Here is a 26720-nt window from a genome sequence, read left to right as displayed (position 1 = left end):
TGAACCTAACAGGTAACCTTTGCCAGACCGGTTCTTATCTTTTCTCCCACCGGCCCGGATCGCAGGCCTTCCAGTTCTTTTAATATTTCAGCTTTCCGCTGCAGCAGATCCGGGGCGTTATAACCCAGAGCCCGGGCAGCGTTTAAACCGGCCAGCGCCCCCTCCATCATGGCTGCCGATGCCTCTTCAATACCGCTGACGTCCCCGGCCACATAAATACCCGGTACCGACGTCTCCAGGTTTTCGTTTCTAACCGGCACGCGGCCGCCCAATTCGGGAACAAACTCCATTTTACACCCGGCCTGCCATAACAGTTCGGTCAGGGGGCTTAAACCCACCGAAAGACAAATAACGTCCACGTCAAAATCCTTTTCTGTTCCTTCAATGGGCTGCCAATTTTCGTCCAGCTGGACAATGGTGGCCCCTTCAACTTCACTTTCACCCCAGGCCCGCTTAATGGTGTGGCTGGTGTAAATGGGCACCCCGGCCCTCACCACCTTGGAAGCATGCACCCAGTAAGCACCAATCCTTGGAGCCGCTTCCACAATACCGGCCACTTCCACCCCGGCCTGCAGCAGCTGGTAACTTACAATCACACCGATGTTGCCGGCACCAACCATTAATACCCTTTTGCCCGGTTTAACACCATACACATTGACCAGGGTTTGTACTGCCCCGGCCCCGTAAACCCCGGGCAGGTCATTGTTGGGGAAAAGCAGGGTCTTTTCCGCCCCGCCTGTGGCCACTATTAGTTTTTTAGGCTTGATCTTAATGATTTTTTCATTTTGCTCCACCAGTACAACACCGTCTTTGTAATATCCCAGCGCGGTGGCTTCGGTGAGCACCGTAATTTTTTCTTCCTCCTGCACCGCATATGCCAGCTCCCGGGCAATGTTGATCCCCCGTTCCGATGCCCTTTGCTGCTTGGAACCAAAAAAGCGGTGAGTCTGCTTAATTAACTGGCCGCCGAGATAATCATTGCGGTCTATCAGGAGCACCGCCGCTCCCAGCGCAGCCGCCCTGAGTGCCGCTGTTAATCCCGCCGGCCCGCCGCCGACAATACAAATTTCGGTATGTCTCACTTTAATTCACCCTTCCCTCTCTGGGTTTCTACAACCATACCTTCCTGTAATTTTTCTACGCATACCCTTACGTTGGGTTTGCCGTTTACAATCATCAAGCAGGATGAACAGTTGCCGATGTTGCAAAAAAGTCCCCTGGGACGGTGTAAACGGATGCTTTCTCTCATCACCCGCACGCCATTGGCGTGCAGCGCAGCAGCAATGGTCTCCCCTTCATAACCTTCTAACTGCTGACCATTGTAATAAAACTTCACTTTTTTACCCTTTGTGAAATTGAGAATGGGATGTTCATTTACCCGCATCTACCTGATACCTCCCCTCAGCACATGTTTTATGCAATAACCGTACCAAAAAACAGCGGTGCCGGCGCCGGCACCGCTTAAATATTTGTATAAACTTAAAATCCAGTAAAAAACAAAGAAAATATACGCAAAAAGATATGATATAACCTGCAAATAACTTATATATAAGCACGCTTTTGTTCTTATACAGTATACAAACGTCTGCTTTCTGTACACACTGACACAACACTGACACTTTTGACACTATTCTGAAAAATCACGGCAGTTTAAAAATTTTTTAAAAAAGATATTGACTTTAACACAGCGTTAACCTTTAAACTAAAACTGCACCGGTGCAAAGGAGAGAATAAATATGTATACCATCGGCCAATTTTCAAAAATCTGCAAAGTTACCACAAGAGCTTTGCGCCACTATGAAAATATCGGCCTGCTTGTCCCGGCCAAGGTGGATGAAAATAACCAGTACCGCTACTACACCAGTGATCAAATACCGGTAGTTAAAAACATCTGTTTTCTTAAGGAACTGGGAATTCCATTAAAAATCATTGCTGAAATTAATGACAAAATAACACAGCCGGAAGAAATTCGGGTTATTTTAGAAGAACACCGCCAGTATCTCATCCAGCAGTTAGATCTTTACAACAGCAGGCTGGTTAAATTGGCCCGGTGGCAAAAATCACTGGAGGTAAAAAAAATGACCGAAACTAAACATTACGACATCCGTATAAGAGATATACCGGAAATCTTCGTCCGCTCTTTGAGAAAGAAAATTGCCATCCAAAAGACCGGACCGGTAATTAGATCCGTACAGGAGGAAATACATTCTTTGGGCGGGGTACCCGCCGGCCCACCGATACTGCTTTTTTACGATGAAGAGTTCAACCCCGACAAAACGGATTTGGAAATAGCATGGCCGGTGGGAAACAGCAGCCTGGCCGGCAAAACCCTTCCCGCAGTGCTAGCAGCAACCTGCATACACGTGGGACCCTATGACCGGCTTGACGAAGCATACGAGGCCATATTCTCATGGATTAACCGGAACGGGTACCGGGAAAAATACCCCACCAGGCAAATAAGCCTCAACGACCCCCGGACCACACCGGCAGAGAAGCTGGTTTCGGAAATAATTATACCGGTGGAGAAGCAGTAACAGCATGCTGCAGCAGCCCAGCAGCCAAAAATCCCTTGCCCCAGTATTGGGCAAGGGATTTGACACTTAGCACACTTCTATAGTGTTTTTGTGCTCTCTTTTCCCCAGCATTCAACATTTTTTAATCCCTCAATATTACTCACATGGAATACAGGGTCTTTTCCTGCCTTTTTTTGTCCAATGTAATCTTTTAAAGCAGCATGGGCAATTTTACCCAGCAGAGCAATGGCAACCAAATTGGTCAGCGCCATTAAACTCATAAATAAGTCCGCCATATCCCATACAATTTTAATCTCTGCCATCGCTCCAAAAAGAACCATTCCCACTACCGCCAGCCGGTAAACAAACAGCCAAACCTTACTTGATTTTATAAATTCAATATTGGTTTCCCCGTAATAATAGTTTCCAATCACCGAACTAAGTGCAAAAAGGAAAACCATAACGGCAACCGCATTGGTGGCCCAGGAGCCAATATGAGAACTAAGGGCCGCTTGGGTAAGTTCAATCCCCGTCAGTCCCTCTGTGGTATAAGCATCAGATAATAAAATTATAAAGGCAGTGGCACTGCAAACCAAAAGTGTATCTGCAAATACACCCAGTGATTGGATAAGGCCCTGTTTTACCGGGTGGCTTACTTCAGCCGCCGCAGCAGCATTGGGTACACTTCCCATCCCGGCCTCGTTGGAGAAAAGCCCTCTTTTCATTCCCATCATCAAAGCCGCACCGATTCCGCCGCCAACAGCTTCTTTAAATCCGAAGGCACTGCTGACAATAGTCATAAGTACCGTCGGAACGGCAGAAAAATTCTTTAAAATAACAAATACAGCAATTAATATATACCCGCCCGCCATAATCGGCACCATCCACTGGGAAACTTTGGCAATTCTTTTTATTCCTCCGAAGATAATGAAGGCCGTAATAACCGCCAAAACCAATCCCATGTTAAACCTATCTACCCCGTACGCTGTTTCAAAGGCCAGTGCAATGGTATTGGCCTGTACAGAGTTAAACACCAGTCCAAAACACAAAGTAATTAAAATGGCAAAAAGAACACCCATCCATCTCTGGTTAAGAGCCCTTTCCATGTAGTAGGCAGGGCCGCCCCTGTACCCCTTGTCACCCTTCACTTTATAAATCTGGGCCAGCGTACTTTCAACAAAACCGGAGGCTGCACCAATGACGGCAATCAGCCACATCCAAAATATCGCCCCGGGGCCACCCACTGTAATGGCAATGGCTACACCCGCCAGGTTACCGGTTCCAACCCTTGAGGCGGTACTGATGCAAAAAGCCTGGAAAGAGGAAACCCCTTTTAGTTTTTGGGAAGAGGCTCCCACACCATTTCCCAATAACCTAAGCATTTCACCTATCAGCCTAAACTGCACAAAATTAGTTTTAAAAGTAAAATAAATTCCCAAACCAATCAGTAATACAATTAGTACATAAGACAGGACTTCATTACTTGCAGAAACTAACTTTTCCAAAAAGCTGACCATGAAACGAACAACCCTTTCTATTTATGCTTGCAGAAAACCTGGTATATAATCCGGCTGTTAAAAAACTTAGCTTGTAGTATTCGTCAAAAATCGATATATTCCTTCTTAAAAATCATTCGTTTCCGCTGGCAGCTATTAGGTAAAATAACCACAAACCAGGGACAGTCCTTGAATCTCCACCCTCTTCCAAAACCTGCTTCAACAAAGGCTGGTACTAATTTTTTCAATTTCCTTCGATAACCTTGTACTTCTCTCCCAAGTCCAGCAAACAGGTTTCGCGTGATATTCCTTCACCGTAATACAAATCAACCTCAGTTTGCCTAAACGGTGGAGCAACCTTATTTTTTGTAACTTTGATTTTTACCCGGCTTCCGATGATTTCTGCATTCTTACCCTTAATTTTCTGCCCCTTTTTAACATCCAGCCTTAATGTACTGTAGAATTTCAACGCGCGTCCACCGGTTGTAACTTCCGGGTTTCCGAACTGGTCACCGATTTTTCCCTCAGCTGATTTATAAAAATAACAAGCGTTCTTGCTTTACTCTCTAGATCTCTCCCTGATTTTATCGGGCACCTGACATAAGGGTACCCGGCCCGGCCAAGAAGGCTGTACACCTGCATATGGCTCTTTATCCACACCGGCCCCGTATTAATTTCTCCCTGGAAATTGAGGGGGGGCAATTTTTATTGTAAATTAACAATTATGCTGCCATTAAGTTTAAACTAATTTTGCAAATGGCTTCTACATGTTAAGAAGCAGCGATGCGTCTCGAAAAAAATCTGTTTATAAACATATTAATGTGATTTATATTAGAAACAGAAATACATTTTTGGTTTCCTTGGTTTTCTTAAAACTGATTGGAGTGGTTTTATGCAAATGGCAGACTGCCCCGCCGATCAGTAACCATAAATAATATAAACGTTCCCCTGGTTCCATAAATTCTTTAAAGTGTAGACATGACCGGATAAAGCCTCTCTGGTTGCCAAATAAACGCAGGAGATAAACGAAGAGAAAGGGATGATGAAATGGAGAAATACGTGTTGTATTTCAAAGAGATCGACAAGACACACTTGCCGTTTGTGGGCGGAAAGGGAGCAAATCTGGGTGAAATGACAAAAACAGGAATTCCGGTTCCTCAAGGTTTTTGCGTGACGACCTTGGCCTATCGTAAATTTATCGAAACAAGTCAAGAGATGGAGGAACTTTTCAACCGGCTCGATAGGGTAAGTCCGGACTCTTTAGAAGAAATTCGTGAATTGGGACAACGTATTCGGAAACACCTGCAATCCATTTCCATGCCCGATGATATTCAATCTGCGATTCTGCAGGCATGGGAACGTACCGGAGATGGAAAATCGTATGCAGTTCGTTCCAGTGCAACGGCGGAAGACTTGCCAACTGCCTCTTTTGCGGGGCAGCAAGAAACGTATTTGAATGTACGAGGGCAGGAGCAACTGCTCCATGCCATACAAAGGTGCTGGACTTCTCTGTTTACGGACCGTGCCATCTCATACCGGGCGAAAAACGGGTTCGACCATCGTTCCGTATTTCTTTCGGTTGTCGTCCAAGAAATGGTTTTTCCGGAAGTGTCGGGGATCATGTTTACGGCGGACCCCATTTCGGGTAATCGAAAAATCATTTCCATTAATGCCAGTTTTGGTTTGGGCGAAGCGCTTGTATCTGGGCTTGTATCACCCGATTTATATCAAGTTCGGTCCGGTGAAATCATCAAAAAACAGATAGCCAGAAAGAAAATCGCGATCTATCCCGTGCCGGAAGGTGGAACAATTACAAAGAACATCCCTGCCGAAAAACAAGAAGCCCAGGCGCTGTCTGACCGGAAAATCCTCCAATTGGCGAAAATAGGTCAGAAGATTGAGGAACATTACAGATCGGAACAAGACATTGAATGGTGTTTGGTGGACGGGAAATTTTACATCGTACAGAGCCGACCTATCACCTCTCTCTATCCAGTGCCGCATATCACGGATGACAAATTACACGTGTTTTTTTCGTTTGGCCACCAGCAGATGATGACAGCGGCAATGAAACCGCTGGCCATTTCCTTTTGGCGCACCATGATGCCTTTCGGAAAAAAAGGTTCGGTCCGTTCCGAGAGCCATGCATTTCTTGAAGCCGGCGGAAGGTTATTTATTGACATTACTGAACTTCTTTGCCTGAAGCCGGTTCGAAAGATTTTGCCTCGCGTTTTGAGCGGTATTGATGAGTTAATCGCCAGTGCCATATCCGAATTGATCGAACGCGGTGACATTCAATGTAAGCCAAACAAACAGGTAAAAAGAAAAGTGGTTCGAACGGTTCTTCCGATTGCCAAAAACATCATCAAAAACTTGTTTTTCAGGGATCCTTCTCAGGGAATAAAATACGTCAATGATTTCATGCTGCGATCAATTAAAGAATGTGACAGCTTTGTGAATGGGGTTTTTGGAGCAGAGAGAATCAAACGAATCCAAGAGAGCCTCGGGAATCTGCTGCTATCCTCGAATGCCCTGCCTTATCCGCTTTCGGGAGTTGTGGCATGGAAGCTGATCGAACGTCTGAGTCAAAAGTGGTTGGGGGATCAGCAAAGCGTTCACCTGTTAAATAAATTAAAGAAATCGTTACCCGGAAATGTTACAACCGAACTGGGATTGATGATTGGAGATTTGGCTGATGCAGCAAGGCCGTATCCTCAAGTGATCGACTACCTGCAAAGAGCGAAGGATGAGACCTTTTATGAAGGGCTTGGTCGGATTCGGGGAGGAGATGCATTTGGGAGGAAGCTGGTTCAATTTATGGATAAATACGGGATGCGCTGTCCCGGTGAAATTGATGTAACCAATCCACGATGGCGAGAAGCACCGACCCTGCTTGTACCGTCCATTATGAGCCATATCCGAAGTGTTGCTCCCGGTGAACATCGGGAGAAGTTCAGACGGGGAGAGAGGGAAGCCGAACAAGCGGCTAAGGAGATTCTCTCACGTATCGGAAAGATCCGCGGCGGATATCTCAAAAAGAAACTAATGTCCCGCCTTATTACTGTATTTCGTAATGGAATGGCAATGCGAGAGCATCCAAAGTACATTATTGTTCAGCATTTTGATATTTACAAGCAAGCCATTTTGGATGAAGGACGGGCCCTTGTTGGTAAAGGTATCTTGGAACATGAGCAGGATGTATTCTATCTATCACTGGAAGAACTTCTAGCATTGGAAGAGAATCGTTTTTCCGGCAGCATCCGCGAACTTGTTCAATCACGAAAAATAAAATACGAACAATACCAAAAACTCACTCCTCCTCGCGTCATGACAAGCGAAGGAGAAGTGATTACGGGAAGACGACGTGATATTGAATCCCCAGAAGGCGCATTGACCGGTACGCCGGTTTCCGCGGGGGTTGTAGAAGGAGTTGCACGAGTGGTTCTGAGACCGGAGGAAGCCAAACTCAACCCAGGTGAAATATTGGTTGCCCCCTTTACCGATCCGGGATGGACTCCTCTCTTTAATTCAGCAAAAGGTCTGATTATGGAGGTCGGCGGTATGATGACTCACGGGGCAGTGGTTGCGCGCGAATATGGGATTCCTGCAGTTGTAGGCATCGATAAAGCAACCGAGATTATTAAAGACGGCGACTATATTCGCATGGACGGAACACAAGGTTACGTCCAAATATTGAAAGGTGATAGAGGTGCGTAACCGGATAGTGGTAAGCGGTATAATTTACTACATAGATAAGCACCCCCCTGGATGTCGACGGAAAATTTTAATGATTTTGGCAGGATTTTTAACAATTATTTAAGAATTTTAATATGTAATATGAGAAATTTAAAACAGTTCTAAAGCTTTTTATGAAAAAAATACCTAAAGAAAGCCCGCAGCCATTGACAACAATTCGAAAACTTGTATATTATTAAATAACTTATTCTCAGGGCGGGGTGAAAGTCCCCACCGGCGGTATCCCAGCTTACGCTGGGGAGCCCGCGAGCGCTCCTTTCGTTCCGGAGGGAGGTCAGCAGATCTGGTGAAAAGCCAGAGCCGACGGTAAAAGTCCGGATGAAAGAGGATAAGGCAGCCAGCAGCAACCAGTCACAGGCATCCCGCCTGGCGCGAGACTGCCCGTGTGTGTTTAGGCAGCTGTCTGTCTCTGCGCCCTGATTCTGGTAAGTCTATAAAATATTAAAGGAGGATTACCATGAATCAGAATCTGCTAACTCGATTTGGTAACTCGTTTGAACGGGTAGAGAACGCGCTGCATGCGCTGCGCAGCGGCCAGGGCGTACTGGTCACCGATGATGAACAGCGGGAAAACGAAGGTGACCTGATTTTTGCCGCTGAATCCATTACCGAGGCCCAAATGGCCATGTTGATCCGTGAATGCAGCGGCATTGTCTGTCTTTGTCTGACCAGTGAAAAGGTGCGTTCGCTGGCGCTGCCGATGATGGTGGAAAACAACTCCAGCCGCTTCAAAACCGCCTTTACCGTATCCATCGAAGCAGCAAAGGGAGTTACCACCGGCGTGTCTGCCGCCGATCGAGTTACAACGGTAAGAACAGCTATTGCAGATGACGCCAAACCCCAGGATCTCCACCGCCCCGGTCACGTGTTTCCCTTAAGAGCCCGTCCCGGTGGTGTGCTGGAACGTCAGGGGCATACCGAAGCAACCGTTGATCTGATGCGCCTGGCGGGGCTGAAACCCTATGGTGTGCTGTGTGAACTTACCAATCCCGATGGGACAATGGCACGCCTGCCGGAAATAGTGGCCTTTGCCGAAAAGCACAGCATACCGGTACTCACAATCGAAGATTTGGTAAAATACCGTAAAGCGCTGGAACAAAACGCAAGCTGAAAACAGTCCCCGCCACAATGGCGGGGTATTATTTTTTCCACCGGGTTCCCGATGGTCAATCTATTCCTTTCCGATAACTGCTTTAATGGCAGCAAGTGTATTTTCACAAATGAATTCTAACTGCTCTTCAGATACGGTTAACGGGGGTACAATTTCTATCACGTCCACTATCGGTCGTAATAAAAGCCCCCGTTTGCGCGCTTCTATAATAACCCGGTGACCGATCTGACTGCTGCAGGGATAAGGTTCTTTAGTTCTACAATCTTTAACCAGTTCAATGCCGACCATAAAACCCTTTTGTCTAATATCCCCCACATTGTCCAATTCCCAAAATCTTTTCAACTGTTCATTAAGGAAACTTATTTTAGGCTGCAGCTTGTCTATTGTTTTTTCCCTTTCAAAAATATCTAAATTGGCCAGCGCGGCGGCACACCCCAGCTGATTACCGGTATAAGAATGGCCGTGGGTAAACTTTTTATGTTCCTCAGGCAGGCCTAAAAAAGCGTTATAAATCTCATCGGTGGTTAATGTGGCAGCCAAAGGCAAATATCCCCCGGTAATGCCTTTGGATAGGCAGATAATATCCGGGGATACATTTTCATGTTCACAAGCAAACATTTTTCCCGTTCGCCCAAACCCCACAGCTACTTCGTCTAAAATCAATAAAATATTATAATCACTGCACAGCTGACGAATTTTTGCCAGATAGCCCCTGGGAACAGCCAGCATGCCCCCGGCAGCAATCATTTCAGGTTCCATTATCATCGCCGCTATTTCATCATGATTATTCTTCATTATTTTTTCTACCTGCCCGGTACAGGCTAAACCGCAGTTCTCTTTTTCCAAACCAAGGGGACAGCGATAACAATAGGGAGCATCTGCCTTATAGCCCTGAAAAAGAAGGGGGCGGAAAATGGCATGAAACAAATCTACGCCTCCCACAGATACAGAGCCGATGGTATCGCCATGATAACCTTTTTTCAAAGAAATAAATTTAGTTTTTCTTTTATATTCCGCACCTTTTTGCTGCCAGTATTGAAAGGCCAGTTTAAGGGCTACTTCTGTGGAAGTGGCACCGTTATCTGAATAAAATACTTTATTTAAACCCTCCGGTGTTATATCTACCAGTTTTTGGGCCAGCAAAGTTGAAGGCAAGTTTGCCTGGCCAAGAAGAGTGGAGTGCGCCACCAAATCCAACTGTTTCTTAATGGCATTATTAATTTCCGGTCGAGCATGTCCATGAACTGTAACCCAAATAGAAGAAACAGCATCAAGATATTTATTCCCTTCCAAATCATATAAATAGCTGCCTTCCCCTCTGGCTATCATTAATATTTCTTCTTCCCTATACTGCTGCATTTGAGTAAATGGATGCCAAACATACTCTTTATCCCAATGTTCCAGCGTTTTCTTTGAGTACAATTTATGCCTTCCTCCCATAACAGTACAAAATTTCATAGGTGCAGTACACACCTTCAACTGTGCTGTAATTTTTTTGATAGTAATTCAGTATATCTCGATAATGTTTTTTGCCTAAATAACCTTTTGACCCGGTTTGGGGTGTACAGGCATTTGATGCCCCTACTTTTTTTATCGCTGCAAAAAAATCCCTTGCTCGAGGAAAGTACTGGCGGTAATAATCCTTAATTACTTTAACTTCTTTAAAATCGTTATTTACCATCAGTTCATCCAAGGCCCGGGCAGAGATAAACTGCTGCCCCGGCCGCCGCTTATCACCTAATACCGAGCTGAAAATTTGACGCAATTCCTGAAAAGTGCTTTCTCCAAAGGTACTAAAAAACAGCCAGCCATTTTTATTTAAATTTTTCCCCAGCAAACCCAAAGCACTGTTTAAATCTTGAAACCACTGAAAGGCGGCATTAGAAACAATTAAGTCCACTGGCTTATCAAGACTTATTTTCTCTCCGTCCATTTGTACAAAATAAAGGTTATTGTTTAAGCCAAACTGCCTGCTAATTTTGTTTTTGCAAACTTCCAGCATGTCTGAAGAAATATCTGTAATTAATATTTCTGATGAAGAAAATCTTTTGTTTGCCATTAAGGAATGCATAATCAGCTGGGTAAAGTATCCCGTACCACAGCCGATTTCCAGAATCTTTTCAACCTTACCGGCAAAATTCACTGCTTCCAGCAGCCGCAGTAATTCCCCGGCCATAATTTTTTGTATACAGGCATATTGATCATAGCTGCCAACCGCCTGGGAAAAACGCTTCTGAACCAGTTTTTTGTTGATAACACCACTCATTATCTAATCACCCAGTTTTACAAGATATTTTTCAACTGTTTCATTAAAAACTTCAGCACTGGTAAAAAAACAGGCATGTCCTGCTTTGGGCAGTTCAATCAGGTTAACCTCATCTGCTGCTTTAGTTAACAATTTGGCTAAAGTTATCCCTCCCTTAAAAGGACAAATACTGTCATCACCACCATGAACAAGCAGTATTGCAGGCCAACCACAGCTGCTTTTTGCCAAATCTTCCCGCAAATCCGTCTTCAACAAATATTCCAGCCCCGCCTGTAAAAAATCAGTGCTAAAATCGGCATTATTTCGATTGTAAATATCTGCTAACTGCCTGCTGAATCCAGCTTCTTTTTCAACGTCAGTAAAGATCAGGCTGTAAAATTTAGTTAAAGTTTTATTCATATCCGCTTCCAGCTGTCTTTGCATTCTTTTTACAATAACCGGCGGCAGTCCTCCGGCATAATCAACATCAGTGGTAAAGCGGGCAGTAGCTCCCACCAAAATCAATCCTTTAAGCTTCTGCCTCATTTTAAGGGATATTTCCAAGGCCAACAAAGACCCCATTGACCATCCTATCAAAACCGGATTTTGCAAATCATCTAACAGCGCTGCTAGAGCTTCAGCAAGTAATGACCGGCCCGGAGTAATGTTATATATTTTTTGCTTATGCCAGTAATCTTCCAGGTCGATAAAGTGACAGCGGTATCTTTCAGCAAACACCTGCTGCTTAACCCAAACAGACGGCCTGTGAGCCCAGCCCGGTAAAAAAACAAGCTCTGTCACCATTAAACCCTTTCCTCTCTTTTAATGTTTGCAAACTGCTCAACAGCATAAGTCAAGTCCTGCATGCTGTGGGTTGCCATTAAAGAAACCCTGATTCGCTCGCTATTTTTGGGTACAGTGGGAACCCTAATGGGCAGGGCTAAAATCCCCCTCTGCCTTAACTTTTTACTAAAATTAATTACGTTATCATTTCCCGGAATCAAAATGGGAATAATTTGACTGTCGCTATCCAAAGTAGAAAATCCCAATTTATTCAGTTCATTAATCATCCATTTGGATTTATTACGTAAATCCCTTCTCAATCTATCCCCTGCTGTACCGGCAATTACTTTAAGAGCACCCAGAATACTTCCCAACACCGCCGGGGGTAAAGATGTGGTATATATAAAAGAACGGCATTTATTGCGCAAGTAATCCACAAGTGTTTTACTGCCAGCCACATAGGCTCCCAAACAGCCAAATGCTTTGCTCAGCGTTCCCAAATGTATGTCAATGTGCTCAGCTGCCATTTCATGGGCAGCCAACCCCCGGCCCTTTGGACCAAAAACCCCCTCTCCATGGGCTTCGTCCAGCATCAGCATTGCACCGTATCGCTGCTTTAATTCCACCAGTTCCTTTATTGGTGCCCGATCACCGTCCATACTGAAAATACTATCGGTGATAATCAGTTTTCGCCCGGGTGCGGTTGTATTTTTAAGCAGTTTTTCTAAATGATCCAAATCCTTGTGCCGGTATCTTTTTAGCTTTGCCCTGCTGAGTATAATGCCATCAACAATACTGGCATGGTTCAACTTGTCACTGAAAACATAATCGTTTCTACCTACCAAAGCTTGGATAACTCCTAAATTGGCACAATAGCCCGAACTGAACAAAAGAGCACTTTCCCGGCCCTGAAACCGGGCCAGCGCTTCTTCAACTTCTTCATGCAAAGCTGAAGTTCCCACCACCAGCCTGGAACCGGCTGTTCCCGTTCCATATTTTTGCAAAGCATGTACCGCTGCCTCTTTTAAGACCGGGTGATTTGCCAGCCCAAGATAGTTATTTCCGGCAAGGTTCAGCATGGTTTGGCTGCCAACTGCTATCCACGGTTCGGGAGGTGTTTCAACGGTTATGGTTTGGCGAAACAAAGAGCTGGCTTTTAAAATATCTAATTCTTTTTGCATCTCACCGTAGAAATCAGTCATTTTGACACCTTAAAGATTTTTTCACAGTTCAAATATTGTTCCGGAGCAGAGAATTTACCAACCCGTTCATCAGCATCCATATAGGGAATGATACCTAAAACGGGTACGCCGGTAATATCTGCAATATATCGCGGGTTTGTTTTTTCAACAACAGTTGCTGCTTTTCTCTGCGTATAGTTTATAATAACACCTTTAACCACCAGCCCCATACTCTGGGCATATTTAACGGTCAGCACTGTATGGTTAATGGTCCCCAAATTTGGCCTGGCAACCACAATTACCGGTAAATTTAATAATTTTATTAGATCAGATATTAAAATTTCAGTACCGGAAACGGGGACGCAAATACCCCCTGCCCCTTCAACTAAAACCCAGTCATAATTGGCCTGCAGTTTATTAAAGTGAGTTAGTATCAAATCTAAATTTATAGTTTTGTTTTCCAGTTCCGCCGCCAAACTGGGAGAAACAGCTTCACGTAAACAGTAAGTATTCATTTCTGTCACCGGCTGCGGCAGTTTGGCTAAATTTTTGACAAATTCCATATCGTTGGATACATATCGCTGTCTTTCAAATTTCCCCCCGGTTTCAATTGGCTTGTATACAGCTGCTTTCCGTCCCTGCCTTTGCAGCAAGTTAGCCATTAATGCCGTTACAAAGGTCTTCCCCACACCGGTATCCGTACCGGTAATAAAATAGCCCGGCAAGCTTCACACCTCTTTCGTTAACCATATTTACATTACTGGTTAACGATGATTATATAAAATTCACTTGTAAAAGTAAAGATTAACCAGTTATATAATTGACAAAGGTCAATCACATTTTTTCTGTGATTGACCTTTTATAAAGAAGTATTATGTTGCCGCTTTAAACCTTGGTCACCGGTACAATTATTTCAGTAACCAGCTGTTCAGGTGGTGTGGTTTGGGGATCATTATAAGATATTTCTCTGGTAGGATATTCAGCCCGGTATCCGTTTTGGTTAATCCATGCAAACACAGCCTCGTATGCGTCTTCAAGGCCATCATAAGGCCCTACGTATATGCAGGTTGCTGCTAAAACGGCAGGCAGGGTTTTGTTAGACAAGTTTACATCCAATACCGGCAAAGCTGCTTCCATGTCCATATTTTCGGGGTTGAAATCTTCATCAAAGAAAAGCATTATCGGAGGCCCGGCATGCACTCCACCTAGAGAATTTATTTCCTCCAGGAGCGATCTTATCATGGGTGCTATCTCTTTTGCCTTTATATGTTTCCTTAATGAACGAACAGGGGTTTCCGCTACTCCTCTAATACGAATATCGTAATTTTTAGCTTCGGTCAGTTCTTTTCCCTCCAGTGTTTTTTCCCACCAGGCCAGTTTAACCAACCTACTGTTACAAAGATCCAGTTGTTCCAGCAGAATCTTTCGATGCTCCTCTAAAAGAACTTTTATCTCATCCGGAATAGTTTCTTTATCAATTATTTGTTTAACTAATTTTAGAGGAACACCTAATTCCTTTAAAAAAGAGATTTTTTTGATTAAGGATACCTGTTCCTTACTGTAATAGCGATATTTGTTACTCTCTTCCACTTTATCCGGGGTAATTAACCCGATTTTTTCATAATGGCGCAGCGCCTTTACTGTCACTTTGCATATTTTTGAAAACTGGCCGATGGTATACATGTTTTTCTCCTTTACACCGGTGTATTTTTAGTTTAAAGCCTGCCCTAAGGTCAATGTCAATATATCTTATAAAATAAATTCACTAAACCGCTGCCTGCGTTACGGTTCATATTATTGTTTGAGTTTCATCTATGTCTACGCTTTGCTGTTCCATAATTTCGTCTTTACTTTTAAAATTAAAAAAATCAGTTATTATATTTAACCATCTTTTCTTTTTTGAATAAACATCTTTATAAGTATTGATACAAACAGTGTATATCCAATTTTTTATAGATTTTTGTTCGTCTAGTTTATAAAAATTATTATATATCTTTAACCAAGTATCTTGAAAAAGGTCATCAGCATCTATTTTGTTATTGGTTAACTTAAGACATAGTTTATAAAGATCATCTTTATAAATATCAATCATATTTTCTATATCCAAACCCCATTCACCCTTTCGTAATATATATACGGACTAAGTTTTATTTTGTTTGAAAAAAATTTAAAATAAACTCCGCTGCTTAGAGTAAAATTTTAGTAGGCAAATGAGGTAATAAAAACTATAAAGAATAAAGGGAGATACAAAAAGTACCTCCCATAAATATAAATCGTCACTACCCTTTATGCTGTGTTTCCTACTGTCGAAATGTTCTCTAACTCAGCATCAAGTATACCCGAAAGGGTATCCCCTCCACATGGAATCCGTCCATGTGTTCCCGGTCTACAATTACATTGCCCGGAAAAGCAGGCATCTTTTACAGCATCACCTTCTTCTACAAAGGATGTTCAAGCTCGTATACTACATAATAACGAGTAAACATACGGGCTTCTACGGAAAGGTCAGCATTATCTTTTTTGTAGAAAATTCCTGCCCCCAGCCTATCTTTAAAAGTCCAGCCGCGTTCAGCTAGATAGTTAGTGAGTGGAGTTTCAGGGCCAACTTCCTGAATAAGTTTATCTTCTGCAAATGGAACTATATCAGCATCGGTAAATTCCAGTTTTATGATTCCCCATAGTACGGGTAAGGGATTACCTTCTTGAAAAAGGTAAAGAATTTTTACGTTAAATACGGCAGCAGCTAATGCAAGCACCATTAAAACTATGATAACTGTCTTCTTTCTACGTAATGCTGTCACGGTAGTTTACCTGGTTCAAAAAACTTAACTGTTTTTAAAACAGTCAAGCGGCTTCCCCATGACCAGGCTTTCGCTCCTTTCTGTTTGGATTTACCTGCTCTCATAAGCAGGTATTGCAACAGGGAGACCTTGGGTCCGGGAGTCCCACCCGGACGGGAGAACTGGACGCAGCGGGCATGGGTTTACCGCTGCGCGGAAGGTTGACCTTCACTTCCCGCGCTCTGTTAGAACCGCCCTACCGGTTTGTCCGCACTCCAGTTAAACGGGGTCACTTACTCAGCAAAGCCAGCTGCTTTAAGTCGTGCCAGATAGAATAAAAAACTTCCTAATTTATACCTGGTTAACCCGTTGTACAGGATAAGTTTCTCATCCAGCCGGTTAAAGAGCCGCTTCGCCTTTCGGGTCATCCCTTTTCCTTCCCCAGGAAGGGTATTGATCTTTTTAGCCAGCTTTTTAACCCGCATTTTACGGCCGCTGACTATATATTTTTTAAAATAAAATTATTTTATTTATGGCTATAAGCATATCACATGCCAATCCTATACACTAATCGATATACCTAGCATTCAGTTAAAACCGCCGTTACTTAATGGGTACGGTTCACCATTACTGATTCTAAACCTTATAAAACATTGAACACTATTAACGAAAGCACTGCCCCAGCTATTATTATCCATAATGTATCTATCCTGGTATAACGCTGCACTGCAAAAGCGGCCAATGCAAATATCACTGTTGGTATATCCACCAGAATGTCAGTGGTTAATCTGATTACCACCGCCCACAGTGTGCCTATAAAAGCAGCCACCACCCCTTTAATAAGCATTCTTACCGCTGTAACCTGGCCAGCCCTTCTGTACAGGTCTGTGGTTAAGTTCAGCACACAGAACGACGGCAGGTACATGGCTGTGGTGGCCACCAGGGCTCCCGGCAGGCCGGCGGCTTTGTACCCTACAAAGGTAACTATTTTGGTAATAGGGCCCGGCGTTACCAGGGCCAGTGCTAAAGCAACCGTGAATTCCCGGCTGGTAATCCAGGCAAACCGGTCCACCGAGGCTTCCTGGAAAAACGGCAGCATGGCATAGCCGCTGCCGAAGACCAGACCGCCTATGCTGCTGAAGGATTTACCTAAATTCATATATACTTCATTTTGACAAAACAGCACCAGGGCACCGGCTGTTAATGCCGTCACCCAGCCCACTGTAATGAACTGCTTCTGCCAGTTGATTGGCTGAGGTGTAAACCGCTGCTGTTGCTTTATCCCCCTTTCTGCCGCCATGCAGTTCTTCCACCAGCTGCTGTACCGGGCTAAAATGATAAAGGTTATACTTAACAGCGTGGCCGAAAGCAGTATCCAGTATATGTTCAGTTTAGCAAAGTAAATTAACGCAAAACCCATAACAGCCAGCAGCAGGTTCTGCCTGCTTTTTACCCCGGACTGCCAAAGGCCCAGCACGGTGTTGACCACCAGGCCCACCACCAGGGCACCCAAGCCTGTAAACAGGTTGGACAGCAGGTCTAAATCACCATAAATCTGGTACAAGTGTGTAAGCAGCACCATCAGTAAAAAGGCCGGCAGCATATAGGAACAGGCGGAAATCATGGCCCCCCAAAAACCGCGCAGGCGGTAACCCAGGTAGGTCATTAAGCTAAAGGCAGGGGCACCGGGTATCAGCTGTGACAATGCCACCCCCTGCAGGTAGTCTTCATCGCTAAACCATTTTTTCTGCTGCACCAGCAATTTTTTGGCCTCTCCCAGTGCTGCCAGGCTGAAGGAGGCAGCACCAATGCGCAAAAAGGTGACCAATATTTCTAAAAGTGATACTTTATCGAGCCTGGTATCCGGTTTGGCAGTCATTTATAATCTCCTTTTTCAATCCAACAAATTTTCCAGTTAGCTGGCCGGTATGTCAAGAAATTATACAAACGTTAATTATTGTATTTATATTCTATAATATTATTATACAGTTTAATACTGCAATAATTAAAAGCTAAAAAATTTTTATTTTAATCTACATTTATTTTACTAAAAATTGGCGTTCTGTAGGGCGAAAAAAATTAGACTGTCGACTTTGTCGACAGTCTGAAGCGGTGATTCATCACCGCTTTATATCAGGCCCAGTTGATGCATTTTATAATACAGCGTGCTGCGGGGAATGCCCAGCATTCTGGCCGCCTGGGAACGATTGCCGTTGGTCTGCTCCAGCGTACGCAGGATCAGTTCCCTCTCTGTTTGTTCTGTCACCGATACCAAACCCGATTGATAGGGCAGTTGGTGTTTACCCTGCTGTTTCAGTGCTGCCGGCACACACTCTTCGGTAATTACATCATCTTCCGCCAGTATTACCATACGCTCGATAACGTTTTTCATCTCCCGCACGTTGCCCGGCCATGGATAGGCCAGTAACAGCGCCATCACTTCCGGTTCCAACCTGGAGATATGCTTGCCGTACAGCTGGCTGTATTCCTGGGTAAACTGATACACCAGCTCGGGAATATCGTCCCTTCTCTCTCTTAACGGCGGCACTTCCAGCGTAACCACATTTAACCGGTAGTAGAGGTCTTCTCTAAACAGTTCTTTGCTGAGCATTTCCTCCAGGTTGCGGTGGGTGGCGGCAATAATGCGCACATCCACTTCTATGGGAGTGGAACCGCCCACCCGGTAGAATTTTTTGTCCTGCAGCACCCGCAGCAGTTTTACCTGCAAATCCGGCGGCAGTTCTGCCACTTCATCCAGAAAGAGCGTGCCGCCGTTGGCATTTTCAAAATATCCCGCTTTACCCCGGCGGTCTGCCCCGGTAAAGGCTCCGCCTTCGTAACCAAACACTTCACTCTCAAATAGCGTTGGCGGTATGGCAGCACAGTTTACCACTACAAAGGGTTTATCCGCCCGGTCGCTGGCATCGTGAATGGCCCGGGCAAACAACTCCTTACCTGTTCCGCTTTCGCCCCTGATTAAAACCGCCGCGCTGGTCCTGGCCACCTTTTTGGCCATGTTAATCAATTCAGACAGCTTATGGTGGTGCCCTTTAATGCGGGCAAAGGGATTGCGGCCGCCGGTAATGCGGTTGATCTCGCTGCGCAGTTCCTTCACCTGGCTGCTGGCATGGTTTAATTCTTTATTTAACTGTACTACCTCGGTAATATCCCGCTCTACGGAAACGCCGCCCACCACTTGACCGCCAATTTTTACCGGACTGGCACTGATTAAAACATGGGTATCCCTGCAGGGCTGGTGATAAACAGAACGTACACCCTGGTGCTCTTTAATCACTTTGGTAACCATCAAGTTAGAAAAATATTCTTCTATATTGTGATTTAAAATATTTCCCGCCTTGATGTTATACAGGGTTTCTGCCCGGGGATTCCAGTTCACCACCGTGTCATTTTCATCTATTATACACACCGCTTCATCAACGGTGTTTAATACCGCCTCAAGCCTGGCCTGGGTTACTTTTAACTGCCAGGCCAACCGGGCAAACAACCCGTCAAACACCAGTAAACCCAAAATTGTATTATTTTCACCCATTACCACCAGCGGGTGATACCTCAGTTCCGGCAAATAGGTCATAATGTCGTCTGCCAGTGAATCGTGTTCTAAAATGGTAAAATCGGTGCGCATCACTTCACTGATGCTTGTATCGGGGTCAAACTCCGTTTTAAACAGCTTGTTGTACAGTACAATACCAACCAGCTGGTTATTTTTTACCACCATCAAAGCGGATTGGTTCTTGGCAGCCGCAATACGGCCTTCACTTACTGTTATATTCGGGGCCACTTCCACAAAGTTTCCATCCAGCATTTCTTCCACGGTCAACAGGCCATACTGATTCATTTTAATCCTCCCTCGTGCCATTTACCACCAGCAATGAAAATGTTTGGTTATATGTTATATATAGACTAAAAAGTAGGATTGCTCCTACTTTTTTAATCTTCGCCCAGGTATGCTTTGCGCACCTGTTCATTATTAGCCAGTTCTTCCGCCCGGCCGGAAAGGGCAATCTCTCCCGTTTCCAAAACATAAGCCCGGTGGGCAATGGACAGTGCCATGTGGGCGTTTTGTTCCACCAGCAGGATGGTGGTCCCTGACCGGTTAATATCTTTAATAATTTCAAATATTTCTTTAACCAGCATGGGCGCCAGTCCCATGGAGGGTTCATCCAAAAGCATAACCTCGGGCTTGGACATCAGCGCCCGGCCCATGGCCAGCATCTGCTGTTCCCCGCCGGAAAGAGTGCCCGCCAGCTGGTGCTTGCGCTCTTCCAACCGGGGAAAGCGCTGAAAAACATTTTTTAAGCTCTCCTTTATTTCCGACCTATTCTTCCGGGTATAGGCACCCATCTCCAGGTTTTCCAGCACCGTCATGTCGGGAAAAACCCGCCTGCCCTCCGGCACCTGGGATATTCCCAAATTAACAATTTTGTGCGGGGGCATTTTTACCAAATCCATATTTTTAAACATTATTGAACCCTGGGCAGGTTTTATTAACCCGGATATGGTGCACAGCGTGGTGCTTTTGCCGGCACCGTTTGCACCAATTAAAGCCACTATTTCCCCCTTATTCAAGGTAAAGGAAATTCCTGCCAACGCCCGGATGGCACCATAGGAAACATGCAAGTTATTTACTTCTAACAGCATTTAATCCACATCCTTTCCCAAGTAGGCGGCAATAACATCCGGGTTCTTCTGCACCTCTTCCGGCGAACCGGCGGCAATTTTCCGCCCGTAATCCAGAACGGCAATGCGGTCCGACAGGTTCATCACAAACTTCATATCGTGTTCCACCAAAAATATGGTTAACCCCATGTCTTGAATTTTTCTAATCATCTTCATTAATGTTTGTTTTTCCTGGGGGTTCATGCCCGCTGCCGGCTCGTCCAGCAGCAGCAGTGAAGGCTTAGTGGCTAAAGCCCGGGCAATTTCCAAACGCCGCTGCTCACCGTATGACAGGCTCTGCGCGTACTCATATCTTTTATCGGCCAATTCCATTAATTCTAAAGCTTCTAACGACCGTTCTTCAATTTCCTTTTCTTCTTTTTTTACTTTCGGGTTGAAAAATCCTGTTACGGCACTTAAAAAATCACAACTGCTGCGGCAGTGCTGGCCGATTTTTACGTTATCCAATACCGTCATTTTGCCAAAAAGCCTTATATTTTGAAAGGTACGGGCAATACCCTTTTTAGTAATTACATGGGGCGGCAAACCGGTAATTTCCTGCCCGTTAAACAGCACCCTACCGGCGGTGGGTGAATAAATCCCGGTTACAATATTAAATATGGTACTCTTGCCCGCTCCGTTAGGTCCGATTAACGCTCTGATTGTCCCCCGGTCAATTTTCATGTCCACTCCATCCACTGCCGTCAGGCCCCCGAAGCGGATAGTTACATTCTGCAATTCCAGCAACGCCGACATATCCATCACTCCCTCCGCTTACAATCTTTAGCCCCCGGCAGCAGTGCTCCGGCCCGCTTGGCTTTTATACTTGTTCTTAAAAACTAACCGCTGCAGATCCACGCCGCCCAGCAAACCGTTGGGGCGGAATATCATCATTAATACCATCAAGGCACCGTAAATAAGCATCCGGTAATCAGACAGTGAACGTAAAAATTCCGGTGCCAGCGTTAACACGGAGGTGCCCAAAATAACACCGGGAATACTGCCCAGCCCGCCCAATACCACAAAACATAAAAACTCAAATGATTTAGCAAATCCAAAATCAGTGGGATTTAAAAACAGCAGCAGGTGGGCATATAAGGCCCCCGCAACACCGGCAAAAAAACAGCCGATGGCAAAGGCTTTAATTTTATAGGCAGATATGTTAATACCCATGGCCTCTGCTGCAATATCGTCTTCCCGGATGGCCACCAGCGCCCGGCCAAAACGGGAGTTTTGCAGCGCATACATTACATATATTGTCACCAGCACCAGGGTATAAACCAGCACAATACTTGATTCCTTAGCTATACCGGCCAAACCCAGTGCCCCCCCGGTAATATCCAGGTTTAAAAAAACAACCCTAATAATTTCACCAAACCCCAGGGTAACGATACCAAGATAGTCACCGGTAAGGCGCAGCGCGGGAAAACCAATGATTACTGCCGCCAGCGCCGCCATTATTCCCCCGGCCAACAGGGCCCCGTAAAAGGGAAACTGGTATTTTACAGTTAATATAGCTGCTCCATAAGCACCCACAGCAAAATACGCCGCATGGCCAAATGAAAACATTCCCGTGACCCCCGTAATCAGGTTAAGGCCCAGCGCCGCAATTATATAGACACCCAACAGGGTTAAAACTTGTATATAATAAGGATCCAATATTGATTCTAAAAAGGCACTCATGCCCGTGTCACCTACACTTTCCTTTGAATTGGCTTGCCTAATAATCCGGTAGGCTTAAACAAAAGTACAATAATCAGCAGTGAAAAAGCTATGGCATCTTTATAAGTACTGAAACCGGCGGCAATACCTATCGTTTCAGCCACACCAAGGAAGATGCCTCCCAGCACCGCACCGGGAATACTGCCGATTCCGCCCAGCACAGCGGCGCAAAAGGCCTTTAACCCGGCCATAACACCCATTAACGGTTCTACAGTGTTGAAATATATGCCCACCAGCACCCCGCCGGCAGCAGCCAGTGCAGAACCGATGGCAAAGGTAAAAGAAATCACCCGGTTAATGTTAATACCCATCAGTGATGCCGTATCGTAATCCTGGGAGGCAGCACGCATGGCTTTACCAATTTTCACATATTTAACGATGTAGTTTAATATGGCCATCAATACCGCCGAGGTAGCCAGGATAATTAACTGCACCTTAGTAACTTCTACGGAACCAATATGATAAATGGCATCATTAATTACTTGGGGAAACCCCACGGGTTGCGGACCTTTCCACAGCATCATGGCATTTTGTAAAAAAATAGAAGCACCGATGGCCGAAATTAATGCCGCCAAGCGGGTTGACTTTCGCAGCGGCCGGTATGCCACCCGCTCCAGCAGCACACCTAAAATCATACAAACCATCATGGCCGCTATAATGGACACAAAAAAACCCTGGCCCAAAATAGTAACCATCATAACTCCCACAAAAGCCCCAATCATGTATATTTCTCCGTGGGCAAAGTTGATAAGTTGAATAATTCCATATACCATGGTGTATCCCAAAGCAATTAATGCATAAACCGCCCCCAGGGTTAAACCGTTTATTATTTGCTGTTCAAACATGCAACGTTTCCTCCATTCAGGTAGTATAAACAGGGCAACGGCCATTGCGAAAACACAATGGCCATTGGCCCATATTTACACATTAGGTTTAAGAAAGTTTATCCTTCCACCGGAATAGCAGCTTTAACCTTAAACTGCTGCCCGTTTTCACCCTCTACAACTTCCAGCAGGTAAACGGGACTCTTCAGCGGCTCGTGGTTTTCTCTGATGGTAATGGTGCCGGAAACACCCTGCCAATTTTTCAGCTTTTTAATTTCTTCCTTAAATTTAACCGGATCATCACTGTTGGCCGCTTTAATGGCATCGGCCAGCATCATTACAGCATCGTAACCCTGGGCTACAAACATGTTCGGCATTTCACCGTTGTTAGCTTCACTGTAGCGCTCAATAAAGTCTTTGGTTTTCCCCTGGGCCATAGAGGGGTCAGCTTCAAATCCGCAGTATACCATGCTGCCGTTAACAGCTTCGCCACCCATTTCCCACAGGGTAGAGCCCAACAGCCCGTCGCCGCCAACCATATTAATATCCAGACCCTGTTTTTTAACTTCTTTCATAAACAGTCCACCGGCAGTATAATAACCGGTAAACACGATACCGTCAGGCTGGTGGGGCTTAATAGCCGTTACTGTGGCGGCAAAGTTGCGGTCTTTATCCATGATGGTTTCTTCGGTTACAACTTCAATACCGTTGTCTGCCAATGCTTTTTTAAAGATTTTAGTCAAACCAACGCTGTAATCCAGGTCTTTGGTAGTAACAATCGCCACCTTTTTCCAGCCCAGTTCTTCAGCTAAATACTTTACTACCGCCGGAGCGGCAACGGCATCCAGCAATGTGTTGCGGTACACATATTCCCGCAGCTTACCGTCTTCGGTGTTAACAACATTGGCACCCACAGCACCGGCAGAAAGCAGTACCACATGGCTGCTTTCAGCAATAGGCGCCACCGCTTTTGTAATACCGGTGGTGGGGTCACCAACAATGGCTACCACCTTGTCACGGTTGATCAGCTTTTGAACAACGTTAACGCCTTCACTAAGTTTACTGCCGTGATCCTCTTCCACAATTTCAATTTTCTTGCCCAGCACGCCGCCTTCTTTGTTCAGGTCTTCGGCAGCCATCTTCATACCGGCCAGGGTTTTACTACCGAAATCCGCCTGGTCACCGGTTGTGGCACCCAAAAAACCTATTTTGATAGTATCCCCGCCGCCGGAACCGGAAGCAGCGGTATCCTTGCTGTCTTTTTCACCACCGCAGCCGGCAGCTAACAGCGCCAGCGTCAAAAGAACCATTATCGTTAACAGCAAACCCTTTTTTTTCATATCTTTGCCTCCCCATTATTTCAATATAACAGCAGTTAAATAACTAAATAATATTTTTATTTTTGGCTCTATTTCTTTTTTTCACCCCCTGTTTTAGAATGTTTACCCCTCTGACTTTTAGCCGGTATACCCAGCTGCCGCAGTTTATAATACAGTGTGCTGCGGGGTATTCCCAGCATTCTCGCCGCTTCCGACCTGTTACCCTTAGCCTTTTCCAGGGTTTTAGAAATCAACTGCCGTTCTGCTTCCACCGCCACGTTCATTAAGCTGCCTCCATCCGGTGTGGAAACTGATATGTACGTATGACGGCGCAGGTTTTCCGGCAGGCAATCTGCATTAATTACATCATTTTCCGCCAAAACCACCAGTCTTTCCACCACGTTTTTCAACTCCCGCACGTTACCCGGCCAGGAGTAATCCAAAAACGCACCGGTCACCTCCGGTTCTACCCTGCTGATAACCTTACCGTAGGTTTGGCTGAACTCCTGCAAAAACAGGTGTACCAGCTCGGGAATGTCTTCCTTTCGCTCTCTAAGCGGGGGCATATCCACCGTTATCACGCTCAGGCGGTAATATAAATCCTCCCGGAATTGTTCATTTTTAATCATGTTTTCCAAATCCCGGTGGGTGGCCGCTATCACCCTTACATCCACTTCTGTGGGCTTGGTGGATCCAACTCTAACAAAGGTTTTATGTTCCAGCAGCTGCAGCAGTTTAACCTGTATTTCCAAAGGCAGCTCTCCCACTTCATCCAAAAAAATGGTGCCGCCGTCAGCCAGTTCAAACATCCCCGGCTTGCTTTTAGACCCCGCACCGATAAAAGCCTCGGCAGCGTAACCAAATAATTCACTTTCAAACAAGTTAGCGGGTATGGCGCCGCAGTTAATGGTAATAAAAGGGGCATTTTTCCGGGGACTGTCCAGGTGAATGGCCCGGGCAAAAGACTCTTTCCCGGTGCCGCTTTCCCCCCTCACTAAAATGGGAGCATCGGTACGGGCTGCCTTTTTCCCCACTTTAATTACTTCCTTTATCTTTGGTGAACGGCCCACCAGTTTGTTTAAAGCAGAACAAGGCCCGGATGCTTTTCCCCGCCCGCCTTCCAGCAGCTTAGATTCCAAGTATTTTAACAACCGGCTGTAGAATTTACATAAGTCTTTAATTAATATTTCCGGGGTAATCAAACCCTTGGCTTCCCCGTTTGCCGCCACCACCAGCAGCGGCTGCCCGTTATACTGCTCGTTGGACAGCACATCCAGCAGCGGGTCATTTTCATTTACTCCCAAAGCACTGTTTTTTAATATCCTCAACCTTTTATCATTGACAGCTTTTTTTACCGGAATAATGGTTATATCTCTCACGCGCAGGTTAAAGTCATGCTGCGCTTCCAAACTGCACCACCTCTAATTTTTTAATGAACATCGAAGTTCGTGTCGATGAAAATTTTTCATTAACACTTGACAACCAGGTGTTTAATAATTTGACGTTGACATTATATACTTCTGCACCTTTTTCTAAATTCCTGCTTAAGAAGAATATTTTTTTGAAAAAATGCATAATTAAAACATCCTATACCTGTTCAATTTTCAGACATTTATGGCGATTATATGAAGACGGAAAAAAAATATTCCAAAGAAAATTGTAACAATATGCAGTATAATATAATTATGCAGTACAACTAATACGGACAAGCGGGGGATGGAAATGAAACAGCAGGTGATCAAAAAATTGAAAGACCGGGGCGTGGAAATAAAAGACATGGTGCCGATACTGTACGATTTGCAGAAGCCCTATATTCCCGACCTGACCATGAAGGAGTGCGAAGAAAGTATTTTAGCGGTGCTGGATAAAAGAGAAATTCAGCATACCATTTTAACCGGTATTGCGCTGGATGAGCTGGCAGAAAAAGGAATGCTGGAGGAACCTTTACTTTCTATACTGCGTAAGGATGACGGCTTATACGGTATTGACGAAATTTTAGCCCTGGGTATGGGAACGCTGTACGGCACCATTGGTTCAACCAATTTCGGTTACTTGGATAAGGTTAAGCCGGGAATTATTAAAAACCTTGACACCACACCGGGAAGGGTGAACACCTTTTTGGACGACCTGGTCTGCGGCATTGTGGCGGCAGCGGCCAGCAGAATGGCCCATCACAACCGGGATGTTAAGGAAAAAGAAACTAATTAGTTAACCGGTGATCGAGTAGGAGGGAGTGATTAACTCCCGTCCTCTCACACCACCGTACGTACCGTTCGGTATACGGCGGTTCATGTTGTGGAACGAAGTTCATCG

General features: G+C 45.1%; 25 protein-coding genes and 1 riboswitch. Of the genes, 4 read left to right on the top strand and 21 right to left on the bottom strand.

Annotation, left to right across the window (positions count from 1 at the left end; translation table 11 throughout):
- Window positions 1-5 precede the first annotated feature (5 nt).
- Window positions 6-1082, bottom strand: a complete 1077-nt coding sequence (locus JOC37_RS05495) for an FAD-dependent oxidoreductase (RefSeq protein ID WP_204616933.1) — start codon at window positions 1080-1082, stop codon at window positions 6-8.
- Window positions 1079-1384, bottom strand: a complete 306-nt coding sequence (locus JOC37_RS05490) for a (2Fe-2S)-binding protein (RefSeq protein ID WP_204616931.1) — start codon at window positions 1382-1384, stop codon at window positions 1079-1081. The genes JOC37_RS05495 and JOC37_RS05490 overlap by 4 nt, the downstream gene beginning before the upstream one ends.
- A 352-nt stretch (window positions 1385-1736) precedes the next feature.
- Between JOC37_RS05490 and JOC37_RS05485 the strand changes: the two genes are divergently transcribed.
- Window positions 1737-2534 carry a MerR family transcriptional regulator gene (locus JOC37_RS05485; protein ID WP_204616929.1) on the top strand — a complete coding sequence of 266 codons (798 nt, stop codon included), beginning with the start codon at window positions 1737-1739 and terminating at the stop codon, window positions 2532-2534.
- Window positions 2535-2611: 77 nt separating this feature from the next.
- Here JOC37_RS05485 and JOC37_RS05480 read toward each other — a convergent pair whose 3' ends face one another.
- Window positions 2612-4030: an alanine/glycine:cation symporter family protein gene (locus JOC37_RS05480; protein ID WP_204616928.1), complete on the bottom strand. Its 1419-nt coding sequence runs from the start codon at window positions 4028-4030 to the stop codon at window positions 2612-2614.
- 223 nt (window positions 4031-4253) lie between these two features.
- The gene (locus tag JOC37_RS13440) at window positions 4254-4526 is read right to left on the bottom strand and encodes a recombinase RecA family protein (RefSeq protein WP_338017343.1); all 273 of its coding nucleotides are present in this window, start codon (window positions 4524-4526) and stop codon (window positions 4254-4256) included.
- 530 nt (window positions 4527-5056) lie between these two features.
- Here JOC37_RS13440 and ppsA point away from each other — a divergent pair.
- Both ppsA and ribB read left to right on the top strand, forming a co-directional pair.
- Window positions 5057-7726, top strand: coding sequence for a phosphoenolpyruvate synthase (ppsA, locus tag JOC37_RS05470; RefSeq protein ID WP_204616926.1), 2670 nt, complete (start codon window positions 5057-5059; stop codon window positions 7724-7726).
- 221 nt (window positions 7727-7947) lie between these two features.
- A riboswitch (FMN riboswitch) is annotated at window positions 7948-8099 on the top strand.
- Between the two features lie 123 nt (window positions 8100-8222).
- Entirely contained in the window at window positions 8223-8876 is a 654-nt protein-coding gene (gene ribB / locus JOC37_RS05465; protein ID WP_204616924.1) for a 3,4-dihydroxy-2-butanone-4-phosphate synthase, read from the top strand.
- Between the two features lie 60 nt (window positions 8877-8936).
- Here ribB and bioA read toward each other — a convergent pair whose 3' ends face one another.
- From bioA to JOC37_RS05380, 17 genes are all read right to left on the bottom strand, one after another.
- Window positions 8937-10298, bottom strand: coding sequence for an adenosylmethionine--8-amino-7-oxononanoate transaminase (gene bioA / locus JOC37_RS05460; RefSeq protein WP_238480773.1), 1362 nt, complete (start codon window positions 10296-10298; stop codon window positions 8937-8939).
- A 1-nt stretch (window position 10299) separates the two neighbouring features.
- A complete protein-coding gene (gene bioC, locus JOC37_RS05455; RefSeq protein WP_204616922.1) occupies window positions 10300-11142 on the bottom strand; it encodes a malonyl-ACP O-methyltransferase BioC in 843 nt (280 codons plus the stop codon).
- 3 nt (window positions 11143-11145) lie between these two features.
- A complete protein-coding gene (locus JOC37_RS05450) occupies window positions 11146-11922 on the bottom strand; it encodes an alpha/beta fold hydrolase (protein WP_204616920.1) in 777 nt (258 codons plus the stop codon).
- Window positions 11923-11924: 2 nt separating this feature from the next.
- Window positions 11925-13106, bottom strand: coding sequence for an 8-amino-7-oxononanoate synthase (gene bioF / locus JOC37_RS05445; protein WP_204616918.1), 1182 nt, complete (start codon window positions 13104-13106; stop codon window positions 11925-11927).
- Entirely contained in the window at window positions 13103-13810 is a 708-nt protein-coding gene (gene bioD / locus JOC37_RS05440) for a dethiobiotin synthase (RefSeq protein WP_204616916.1), read from the bottom strand. Before bioD ends, bioF begins: the two co-directional genes overlap by 4 nt.
- Window positions 13811-13970: 160 nt before the next feature.
- On the bottom strand, window positions 13971-14768 hold the full coding sequence (locus JOC37_RS05435; RefSeq protein WP_204616914.1) for a MerR family transcriptional regulator: 798 nt from the start codon (window positions 14766-14768) through the stop codon (window positions 13971-13973).
- A gap of 106 nt (window positions 14769-14874) precedes the next feature.
- Window positions 14875-15192 carry a sigma-70 family RNA polymerase sigma factor gene (locus tag JOC37_RS05430; RefSeq protein ID WP_204616912.1) on the bottom strand — a complete coding sequence of 106 codons (318 nt, stop codon included), beginning with the start codon at window positions 15190-15192 and terminating at the stop codon, window positions 14875-14877.
- A gap of 331 nt (window positions 15193-15523) precedes the next feature.
- Window positions 15524-15886, bottom strand: coding sequence for a hypothetical protein (locus JOC37_RS05425; protein WP_204616911.1), 363 nt, complete (start codon window positions 15884-15886; stop codon window positions 15524-15526).
- A 272-nt stretch (window positions 15887-16158) separates the two neighbouring features.
- A complete protein-coding gene (locus JOC37_RS05420; protein WP_204616909.1) occupies window positions 16159-16350 on the bottom strand; it encodes a hypothetical protein in 192 nt (63 codons plus the stop codon).
- 158 nt (window positions 16351-16508) lie between these two features.
- Window positions 16509-17744 carry a chromate efflux transporter gene (gene chrA / locus JOC37_RS05415; RefSeq protein WP_204616907.1) on the bottom strand — a complete coding sequence of 412 codons (1236 nt, stop codon included), beginning with the start codon at window positions 17742-17744 and terminating at the stop codon, window positions 16509-16511.
- A gap of 249 nt (window positions 17745-17993) precedes the next feature.
- Window positions 17994-19721: a sigma 54-interacting transcriptional regulator gene (locus JOC37_RS05410; RefSeq protein ID WP_204616905.1), complete on the bottom strand. Its 1728-nt coding sequence runs from the start codon at window positions 19719-19721 to the stop codon at window positions 17994-17996.
- Between the two features lie 92 nt (window positions 19722-19813).
- The gene (locus JOC37_RS05405; protein WP_204616903.1) at window positions 19814-20524 is read right to left on the bottom strand and encodes an ABC transporter ATP-binding protein; all 711 of its coding nucleotides are present in this window, start codon (window positions 20522-20524) and stop codon (window positions 19814-19816) included.
- The gene (locus tag JOC37_RS05400) at window positions 20525-21298 is read right to left on the bottom strand and encodes an ABC transporter ATP-binding protein (protein ID WP_204616901.1); all 774 of its coding nucleotides are present in this window, start codon (window positions 21296-21298) and stop codon (window positions 20525-20527) included.
- 27 nt (window positions 21299-21325) lie between these two features.
- On the bottom strand, window positions 21326-22225 hold the full coding sequence (locus tag JOC37_RS05395) for a branched-chain amino acid ABC transporter permease (RefSeq protein ID WP_204616900.1): 900 nt from the start codon (window positions 22223-22225) through the stop codon (window positions 21326-21328).
- 11 nt (window positions 22226-22236) lie between these two features.
- Window positions 22237-23109: a branched-chain amino acid ABC transporter permease gene (locus JOC37_RS05390; protein WP_204616898.1), complete on the bottom strand. Its 873-nt coding sequence runs from the start codon at window positions 23107-23109 to the stop codon at window positions 22237-22239.
- 98 nt (window positions 23110-23207) lie between these two features.
- Entirely contained in the window at window positions 23208-24428 is a 1221-nt protein-coding gene (locus tag JOC37_RS05385) for an ABC transporter substrate-binding protein (protein WP_204616896.1), read from the bottom strand.
- A 68-nt stretch (window positions 24429-24496) separates the two neighbouring features.
- Window positions 24497-25816 carry a sigma-54 interaction domain-containing protein gene (locus JOC37_RS05380; RefSeq protein ID WP_204616894.1) on the bottom strand — a complete coding sequence of 440 codons (1320 nt, stop codon included), beginning with the start codon at window positions 25814-25816 and terminating at the stop codon, window positions 24497-24499.
- A 313-nt stretch (window positions 25817-26129) separates the two neighbouring features.
- Here JOC37_RS05380 and JOC37_RS05375 point away from each other — a divergent pair, with 313 nt between their 5' ends.
- Window positions 26130-26615 (top strand): phosphatidylglycerophosphatase A family protein, encoded by a 486-nt coding sequence (locus JOC37_RS05375; protein ID WP_238480771.1) that lies wholly within the window; start codon window positions 26130-26132, stop codon window positions 26613-26615.
- Window positions 26616-26720: the final 105 nt, after the last annotated feature.

The organism is Desulforadius tongensis (genome assembly GCF_016907915.1).
Taxonomy (GTDB): domain Bacteria; phylum Bacillota; class Desulfotomaculia; order Desulfotomaculales; family Desulfohalotomaculaceae; genus Desulforadius; species Desulforadius tongensis.
The sequence above is the reverse complement of the archived record's forward strand: the minus strand, read 5'-3'. Positions and strand labels throughout refer to the sequence as shown.